A 9181-nucleotide genomic window follows, 5' to 3' on the forward strand; every position below is an offset into this window, starting at 1 on the left:
GGAGACAACGATTGGTCAGCTAGTAGAAAGGTTTAATATTCAGCGAACCAAAGGCAGAACACTATGGAGCTTGACTAATCGAATTACCCGCAAGCTATTATCACACAGTTTGTGTGTATTATTTAATAGGAACCAAGGCAATGCTCCTCTTCAGTTAGCTAAATTAATAGGCTAAAAAGTCGAGCATCGCGTTATTTTAAATAAAAAGGGAATTCTTTACGTAATATCTAACAATTTGGTAATGTAGCTGCGCTAGTCTTTCTGTTGTTATTTTAGCTGAACTGGCTAAAAATACGACAAAATTAGCATGTTGTAGTGTTTTTTAATAAGTTACATGCCTCAAGTTATGAAACGACAAATAACATTAAAACGCTAGAGCCTTTACAGTCCGTTTAGGGAGAAAATTAATGAAGGCGTAGGGTGTACGTCGTTAACATATTGGATAAATAGGTATGAACTGATTGAAAAAGTATAACTCACGTATAGTAAGTATTTTAAGCGATTCGTATTGTTGCTCAAAAAATTCTGGCAGAGTTATAAATATAAGCTGCAATTACTTTCAACATTGTTTATCCCAAAGCTAGTATTGAGGGGATTATGAAAGCCAAAAAAGGTTTATTAGCAGGATTGATCACAGCGTCAATGTTAACTGTTGCGTCTGGTGGTTATGCTGACCAAAAGATCAAAAATGTCATTTTGTTGATTGGTGATGGAATGGGACCTCAGCAAGTGGGTTTGCTGGAGTCTTATGCGCGACTTGCACCTAATTCGATTTATAAAGATAAGCAAGGAAAAACAGCGATCACAAAAATGGCTGAAGAAGGTGTTGTTGGGTTATCAATGACTTATCCTGCGGGTGGCGTAGTTGTTGATTCCGCGTGTTCAGCAACACAGCTATCATTGGGAGTGTTAGCTGGCTCAGAAATGATTGGTCTGGATGATCAAGGTAATGTTGTAGAAACTGTATTGGAAAAAGCTAAAAAGCTTAATAAAGCAACAGGCTTAGTTTCTGATACGCGTTTAACTCATGCTACACCAGCCTCTTTTGCTGCACATCAACCACACCGTTCACTCGAAAATAAGATTGCAGTGGATATGCTTAACGTGGGGCCTGATGTCATGCTGTCTGGTGGTTTACGACACTGGATACCTGCTTCAGTTAATGCTGATAAAGCTAGCAAACAAAGTGTTGCCAAACTGGTGGGTAACAATGTTGCTATCAAGTCAAAGCGTAAAGATGAGCGGAACTTGCTGTTGGAAGCGCAAAAGAAGGGGTACCAGCTTACATTTGACCGTGACCAGTTAAGCAAGGTTAAAGAGGGTAAAGTGCTGGGCTTATTCAGTAACTCAGGCATGATGGATGGTATTGCTTATACCCATAATAAAGATAGCAAGCAGCGTCATGAGCCGTCTTTAAAAGAAATGACGACAAAAGCAATTGATCTGCTTTCAAAAGATAAAGATGGCTTTTTCCTGATGGTTGAAGGTGGCCAGATTGACTGGGCAGGGCACAATAATGATGTAGGTACGATGCTTCATGAAATGATAAAGTTTGATGAAGCAATTGGCGCTGTTCTGGACTGGGCTAAGGGGCGTGATGATACTCTAGTGGTATTGACGGCAGACCATGAGACCGGCTCATTTGGCTTCTCTTATTCGGCTCACAACTTGCCAAAAGCTCAAAAACTACCTGGTGCAGGCTTTAAAGGCGCTGATTATGCTCCGTTCTTCAATTTTGTTAAGCCTAATGTGCTAGATAATATTTACAGTCAAAATAAGACATTTGGAGATATGGTAGTAGATTATCAGGCGCTACCAAAAGCCAAACAAACACCTGCTGCCTTAGCTAAAATTATTAGTGATAGTACAGGTTTTAAAGTCACTGAAGCTCAAGCGAAGGCGATTCTTGCAGATCAAAAAAATCCATTTTTTGTTAAAGGACATAGTTACCTAGGGGCAGAAACCTTACCTAAAGTAAATGACTTTGCTGCATTTTATGTTTATGGTGAAGAAATCCGCTATAACCTGATTGGTCGAGCATTATCTCAACAGCAGAATGTTGTTTGGGGAACGGGTACACATACACATACACCGGTTGCGGTATTTGCTTATGGCCCTGAGGAAGCTACGCGTACTTTTTCGCTGTTACAACATCATGCAGATGTAGGACAAAAGCTAAAAGCCGCATTGCAGTAAACGCGTACCTGCTTAGTTAAAGAGAGATGGGAGATGCCTAAAACCTAATGGTGGTAAGGCATCTCTCTTATTAAAATCACAATACGTTATTTATACTTTGGTGCTATACAGTACCTGTTGTTCATTCCCTCATGATTTTATTTTGCTAACCTTTACTTGATTTACACGAATTTTGCCATGGAGAGCTTGCTGAAATTGGCAGTTACTGGGTAAAATCGCTGTTTGTTTGTGCATAGGTTATCAGTTTGAGCATTGCACTTAGTTTTTGTCGATGCATTATCACTTGGTTATAGAATATTCATAGTATGTTATGAGTGATTGCTTAACCGTTAAAAGATAGATTCTATATTTTTTGCTAATCTATTCTGACTGATTTGGCTTGTTCATTTGACCTAGGCTAGTGATGATTTAAGGTTTGTATAAAACATCGCGTGTTTCATAAGTGCTGACTTTTGATCGTAATCTACCACACAAGCTATGTACTGCTATTTGAGCTAGATATCGTTGTTTAAGTTAGGTTAAGTAGTGCGACAAGTGTTAATCATAAACCCATAAAAACTCATTGAACGTATTTTTTGGTAGATGCAGTGAGCTGCTGATCTAAGTGTATAAATGATAACTGATCCACATGAGCGCATGAGCTAGTAGGTTACAACGTGCGTGATAATGTAAAGAAAGATAAGATACTTTCATGAGCGCAAAAAGATTACTGGTTGAGGATTTCGAATGTTAATGGTGTTACGCAAAACGGCTTTTTCCCTGCTGCTTAGTATGTGTGTAATAGGGCAGAGCTTTGCTGAGCATCCTGATGATCCATGGGAAGGTTTTAACCGGTCTGTTTTCCAATTTAATGAAACAGTTGATGATAATTTCTTTAAGCCTGTAGCTAAAGGTTATCGTTATGTGACGCCGGACCCTGTAGAGCAATTGGTGACTAATTTTTTTAGCAATATTGGTGAAGTGCCCAACATTATTAACGATATACTTCAGCTAGAAGGAAAACAGGCAGCCAATGATACGGGGCGCCTACTGGTGAATTCAACGATTGGTATGCTGGGGTTACTCGATGTTGCTGAGCATATGGGGCTTGAGAAAAACTACGAGGACTTTGGTTTGACCATGGGACACTGGCAGGTACCTCGTGGGCCTTATCTGGTGTTGCCTCTCTTTGGACCAAGTACAGTTCGCTCTGCAACAGGTATGGTACCTGATAGTTACATGAATCCCATTCGTTATGTTGACAATGTACCTACTCGTAATGTGCTGTATGTTATGAAGGTAGTGGATAAGCGAGCAGGGTTGTTGAAGTCTGAAGATTTGATATTGGGTGATAAGTACACATTTATTCGTGATACTTATATACAAAACCGTGAATTCTTACTGACTGGCGAGCAGCCAGAAGATGATTTCTAACAAAGATACTATCAATATTGCTAAATACCTAATGGCGGTATGTTGTTTCATACCGCTTTCAAGTTAGCTATCATATCTATTACATAATTTTATCAATCTTCAATGCGACTTCGTATAATTCATCTGTTGGCTTTTGAGTGACTCGAATAACTGTGCCCTCAGCAATAAAGTCAGGAAAATCTTCGCGCTCAGATGGAATCGTGATTTCCAATAAACTACCTTCCGTTAGAGAATTTTCAGACTCAAGAAGTACGCCAGTGCTACTTAGATTGATGCATTTCACTGACATTGATGTAAGTGTGTGGTTACCCTCACTACAACCCAGTGCTTTGAGTTTGGCTTCAGTCTCCATCCTCATTCGAATAAAGCCTCGTTTTTCTGTATAAAACTGGTTACTTAGGTTCATGGATAACCTCATTCTATAAACACCCCTTCAGTATAAGCATAGGCGTTAAAAGTACGGTTGGTTGTGTGTTATTGTCTGATGTTGGTTGACGCATAAAAATTATTGCTTATTTAAAAATCACTCTTGCTGTCTTTTATATAAAAGAGTAATGTTGCCCACCTCATGTAATGCAATTAGTGATTAGCCAGATTTATAGTGAGCAAACTCACATAACTGGGTTGAGCAACATAAGAAAGACCTATTCTTTAAAGAATAGACAAAGCTTGCGAAAAGCAGGTATTGCAAGGTCCGTTTATGAATACCAACAGTAGTAAGCTTTTGGTGATTGACGATGAACCCATTGTCCGTGAAAGCATTGTGGCTTACCTTGAAGACAGTGGCTTTGCAATCACTCAGGCTGAAAATGGTGAAGAAGGCATTCAGGTTTTTAAAGAAGAGCATCCAGATCTGGTGATCTGTGATTTGCGTATGCCTAAATTAGATGGTTTAGGTGTTTTAAAAACAATTCGTGGTATATCGCCGAATACTCCGGTGATTGTGGTATCAGGTGCAGGTGTTATGTCTGATGTCGTGACAGCATTGCGACTGGGTGCCAGTGACTACTTGATTAAACCGATAGGCGACTTAGAAGTACTTGAGCATTCAATCAATCGGTCCCTGATAAATGCGCAGTTATTGCAGGACAATCAGCGTTATCGAGAAAACTTGGAAGAAGCCATTCAAACACTGCGTAATAGCCTGGCAGAATTACAAGCAGATCAAAAAGCTGGTCGGCAGGTTCAGTTGAAAATGCTACCGCAAAGCCCTTTCGCAACGACTGACTATGTTTTTGCTCACCATATAAACCCTTCACTTTATCTAAGTGGCGACTTTGCAGATTACTTTCCACTTGGAGAGCATCGGTTTGTCTTTTATCTAGCCGATGTTTCTGGTCATGGTGCTTCATCAGCATTTGTCACAGTTCTGTTAAAGCATATGACTATGCTCTTTGTAGAGGAGTGTGAGAAACAAGGTCGGTCTGAGCAGGCATCGCCAGCAGAGTTGCTGGACTATCTGAATCAAGGGCTGATTAGTGCTGATCTTGACAAGCACGTCACGATGTTTTGTGGAATTCTTGATACGCAGTGTCATCAATTGACATATAGTTATGGGGGGCACTTTCCGTTCCCTTTGTTTGCAACACCTGATACCGAGTATTACCTGGAGGGGCATGGTCTACCTGTAGGACTATTTGATGATGCGACCTACGCAAATACGGTAATGGACTTGCCGATGCAGTTTTCATTAACTATCTTTTCTGACGGTATCATTGAGGTTTTACCTCAAGAACGACTGAAAGATAAAGAAGCGTATTTGCTGTCTATTATTAGTGAAGGAGCATCAACGGTTGGTGCAATTGTACAAGCACTGGGCTTGGATAAAATGCAGGATGCACCAGATGATATAGCCTTACTGGTGTTGGCTAGGAATATGTCATGACAGCCGGAAAAATACAGTTTGCCGAAAATGAAGGAACGTATGTTCTAAAATTTGTGGGTGATGTAAGGTTAACGCTCTGCTCCACCCTGGATACGTTTCTGGATAAAATGTTTGCCCAGCCTGATTTTAAATCAGTCATCGTTGATTTAACTGAAACTGAGGGAATAGACAGTACATCACTTGGTCTGTTAGCAAAACTCTCTATTCAGGCGAAGAAAAAACTGGGTCTGGTGCCTACCGTAGTGTCTACCAATGAGGATATCACTCGAATTTTGCTGAGTATGGGCTTTGATCAGGTTTTTATTTTGGTCCGTGAGCAGGCTCAGCCATCTCAATCTCTCCAGGAAGTGCCTGTTGAAGAGTGTTCAGAAGAGTCAGCAAAGAAAAAAGTGCTGGATGCTCATAAAGTGCTGATGAGTCTGAATGAAAAGAACCGGCAGGCATTCAAAGATCTAGTGAAGTCACTAGAGTGTGATGGTTAACAACCACTATATCCCTTCAATATGACCAAGTCAGCAGCAGGCAATGATTAGCTCTGCTGCTGTCTGTCGTGCGCTAGTAAAGCGGACTTAACTTATTTTCCAGCTTAACTTGGTCAATCGCAAAATTGCGAATACCTTCAGCCAGCTTCTCTGTGGCCATTGCATCCTCATTCATAGCCCAACGGAAACTCGCTTCATCAACGGCAGGTTTAGCGATTGCTTCGCCTAGGTGTTCTGGGTTGAGTTTTTGCTCAAGCTGTGCGTTGGTCGATGCTAGCTCATCAAGTAACTGTGGGCTGATTGTCAGGCGGTCACAGCCTGCTAGCTCCTGAATTTCACCAATATTTCTGAAACTGGCGCCCATCACAATTGTTTTATAGCCATGCTGCTTGTAAAAGTTGTAGATTGCTGAAACGGATTGTACGCCAGGATCTTCTGCTGCAGTGTATGATTTACCAGTAGCTGCTTTGTACCAGTCTAAAATTCGGCCAACAAAAGGCGAAATCAGGTAAACGCCTGCATCTGCACAAGCTGCTGCTTGGGCAAAGCCAAACATCAGCGTTAGGTTACACTGAATACCTTCTTTCTCTAATATTTCAGCGGCACGGATACCTTCCCAGGTTGAAGCAATTTTAATCAGAATTCGTTCGCTGCTGACTCCTGCATCAGCATATAGCGCCATAAGTTGCTTTGCTTTAGCAATGGTAGCTTCTGTATTAAACGAAAGGCGGGCATCTACTTCTGTGGATATACGGCCAGGAATAACCTGCAAGATCTCTTTACCAATACTCACTGCCAGTTTATCACAGGCATTAGCAAGCATTTTTTGTTGGCTTCCACCCTGTCCTTTAGACCAACTAATGGCGTCATCTATGAGTGATTGATATTGAGGAAGCTCGGCGGCTTTAAGAAGCAGTGAGGGGTTTGTTGTTGCATCCACGGGTTGGTATTTTTTTATGGCTTCAATATCACCAGTATCTGCAACCACTGTAGTAATTTGCTTTAGTTGTTCCAATTGGTTTTGCATACAGATATAAACTCCGTGAGTGCAAGGGTTTGTAATGTGGGTGGTTAGTATAACATGCTGGTTAAGAAATGTAGTTACCTAACTAGCAGTAAGTGCTGCAGCTGCTTGCAGGGTTTGTAGACTGCTTCCTGGTTTACAGGCATTTTCACTTAAATATCGACGGAACTGCCTGCCTCCTGGTTGTCCTTGAAATAAACCAAGAATATGCCGGCTTAAATGGTGCAAGCGAGTACCACTATCCAGCTCTTTTTCGATATAAGGATAAAACTGGCTAAGAATTTCATGGCGAGAGGGAATGGGGTGATGGTCATTAAAGCAAAGTGCATCTGCTTGAGCCAGGATATATGGATTTTGATAGGCTTCACGACCAATCATCACCCCATCAATATGTGATAGGTGCTGTTGCACTGCCTCCATTGTATTAACGCCACCATTTAGAATGATTTCTAAGTGAGGGAACTCTTTTTTAATGGCATAGACCCACTCGTATTTAAGCGGGGGGATTTCTCGGTTTTCTTTTGGGCTTAATCCTTCGAGAATTGCAATGCGTGCATGAATAATAAATGTTTCACAGCCTACAGCAGAAACTGTTTCAACAAATTGGCAGAGCTGTTCAAACTCTTCTCGGCCATTGATACCAATTCTGTGCTTCACCGTAACAGGAATTGAAACTGCTTTTTGCATTTGAGCGAGACAGTTAGCGACAGTCTCAGGCTCAGCCATTAGACATGCTCCAATTCGCCCATTTTGCACACGATCACTTGGACAGCCGACATTCAAATTTACTTCGTCATAGCCCCAGTCTTCAGCCAGTTTGGTGCATGCAGCAAGCTCTTCTGGGTTTGAACCTCCAAGTTGTAAGGCAACTGGATGTTCTTCAGGGCTGTAATGTAAAAAGCGTTCACGGTCGCCATGGAGCAGTGCACCTGTTGTGACCATTTCGGTATAAAGTAGCGTGTGACGAGTAATCAAACGTAAGAAGTAGCGTTCATGACGATCGGTCCAGTCCATCATGGGCGCAACGCTGAGAGTCCGGTTTAGCTTTTTACTACTTTTATTAGCCATATCAACTAGTTATCGATTACTTTTGAATCAAACATTCGTTTTAAAAAGTCGCCAAAATACGCTAAATTACAGCTTTCGGTGTACCATTCTTAAGATGGTACACCGCACAAAGGAGCTGTATAAATGTTGACCATTGTAAGGCGTCCTCGAGCAAATGGAAGCTCTGCCTATCGGGCCGTGGTGAGAGTAAAGCGTAAAGGCAAAATTGTCTATTCCGAATCAAGAACTTTTGACCGTGAACGGCTTGCACGGGCATGGGGTAAGCGGCGTGATTTGGAGTTGCAGAGTGTTGAAGGCTTAGAAAAGCTCAAGGCAGCTAAGTTGACCCTGGCTGAACTGATTACCCGGTATATTGTTGAAGTTGATGCTATCAAACCATTTGGTCGTAGTAAGCGCTACACCCTTGAGTCGTTATCAGCCTTAGATCTGGCTAGAAAAATTGCCATCGACTTGACCAGCGCGGATGTGATTGAGCACTGTAAGATTCGCCAGTTAAAGGGGGCAGGGCCTGCCACTGTCATTCAGGATGTGCACCATTTTAGGGCTTTATCATGCCGGGTGGGGGCTGCCAATTACTACCTATGCTGTGGATTCCGCGAAGCCAGTTCTTAACCAGCTTGGGTTAATTGGTAAGTCAGGCCGAAGAGGTCGACGAATCAATCCTGAGGAAATTCAACAGTTGTTGTTAGCGTTTCATGAACGGGGAGGGAAGCGACAATCCAGTATTCCGATGGCAGATATTTTTGAATTTGCTATCGAAACGGCCATGCGGCAAAAGGAAATATGTAATATTCGCTGGGAGGATCTCAACAAGGACAAAAAAACAATCCTGATCCGTGAACGCAAGGATCCCAAAAATAAACACAATAACAACCAGGTTATGCCTTTATTGGGTAAATCGTTTGAGATTATTTTGAAGCAACCACGCATTGATGACAGAATTTTTCCATATAACTCTAAATCTGTCGGGGCCGCATTTTCTCGAGTCGTCAGAAGTCTTGGAATATCTCGACTTTGGCCATTTAACTTAAGCAAGCATGCTTAAATAATGAGCAGAATTTGATTTTTTTGGTAGAAAACAAGCAGAATAACTGGAGTTCAAGTGGCAATGAC

General features: G+C 41.7%; 9 protein-coding genes and 1 pseudogene. 7 read left to right on the top strand and 3 right to left on the bottom strand.

What is annotated here, in order from left to right; translation table 11 throughout:
* The 3 genes and pseudogenes from F607_RS36185 to F607_RS0122160 all read left to right on the top strand — a co-directional run.
* Positions 1 to 175 (top strand): annotated as a pseudogene (locus F607_RS36185) (IS982 family transposase); the annotation flags it as partial.
* Positions 176 to 597: 422 nt separating this feature from the next.
* Complete coding sequence (locus tag F607_RS0122155) at positions 598 to 2196, top strand: alkaline phosphatase (RefSeq protein WP_027709818.1); 1599 nt, start codon at positions 598 to 600, stop codon at positions 2194 to 2196.
* 726 nt (positions 2197 to 2922) lie between these two features.
* Positions 2923 to 3609 carry an MlaA family lipoprotein gene (locus F607_RS0122160; protein WP_027709819.1) on the top strand — a complete coding sequence of 229 codons (687 nt, stop codon included), beginning with the start codon at positions 2923 to 2925 and terminating at the stop codon, positions 3607 to 3609.
* A gap of 79 nt (positions 3610 to 3688) precedes the next feature.
* Here the strand turns inward: F607_RS0122160 and F607_RS0122165 are convergent, their stop codons facing one another.
* A complete protein-coding gene (locus F607_RS0122165) occupies positions 3689 to 4015 on the bottom strand; it encodes a PilZ domain-containing protein (RefSeq protein WP_027709820.1) in 327 nt (108 codons plus the stop codon).
* Between the two features lie 294 nt (positions 4016 to 4309).
* On the opposite strand from F607_RS0122165, the gene F607_RS0122170 reads away from it, so the two are divergent.
* Both F607_RS0122170 and F607_RS0122175 read left to right on the top strand, forming a co-directional pair.
* Positions 4310 to 5494, top strand: coding sequence for a response regulator (locus F607_RS0122170; RefSeq protein WP_027709821.1), 1185 nt, complete (start codon positions 4310 to 4312; stop codon positions 5492 to 5494).
* A complete protein-coding gene (locus F607_RS0122175) occupies positions 5491 to 5976 on the top strand; it encodes an STAS domain-containing protein (protein WP_027709822.1) in 486 nt (161 codons plus the stop codon). Before F607_RS0122170 ends, F607_RS0122175 begins: the two co-directional genes overlap by 4 nt.
* Positions 5977 to 6049: 73 nt before the next feature.
* On the opposite strand, the gene tal is transcribed toward F607_RS0122175, so the two are convergent.
* Positions 6050 to 7003 (bottom strand): transaldolase, encoded by a 954-nt coding sequence (tal, locus tag F607_RS0122180; protein WP_027709823.1) that lies wholly within the window; start codon positions 7001 to 7003, stop codon positions 6050 to 6052.
* Positions 7004 to 7081: 78 nt separating this feature from the next.
* The gene (dusA, locus tag F607_RS0122185; protein ID WP_027709824.1) at positions 7082 to 8068 is read right to left on the bottom strand and encodes a tRNA dihydrouridine(20/20a) synthase DusA; all 987 of its coding nucleotides are present in this window, start codon (positions 8066 to 8068) and stop codon (positions 7082 to 7084) included.
* A gap of 123 nt (positions 8069 to 8191) precedes the next feature.
* Between dusA and F607_RS0122190 the strand changes: the two genes are divergently transcribed.
* Together F607_RS0122190 and F607_RS0122195 are read left to right on the top strand one after the other, a co-directional pair.
* The gene (locus F607_RS0122190) at positions 8192 to 8680 is read left to right on the top strand and encodes a hypothetical protein (RefSeq protein ID WP_027709825.1); all 489 of its coding nucleotides are present in this window, start codon (positions 8192 to 8194) and stop codon (positions 8678 to 8680) included.
* Complete coding sequence (locus F607_RS0122195) at positions 8595 to 9113, top strand: tyrosine-type recombinase/integrase (protein ID WP_084611374.1); 519 nt, start codon at positions 8595 to 8597, stop codon at positions 9111 to 9113. The genes F607_RS0122190 and F607_RS0122195 overlap by 86 nt, the downstream gene beginning before the upstream one ends.
* The last annotated feature ends 68 nt before the right edge of the window (positions 9114 to 9181 follow it).

It is taken from the genome of Zooshikella ganghwensis DSM 15267 (genome assembly GCF_000428585.1).
GTDB lineage: Bacteria > Pseudomonadota > Gammaproteobacteria > Pseudomonadales > Zooshikellaceae > Zooshikella > Zooshikella ganghwensis.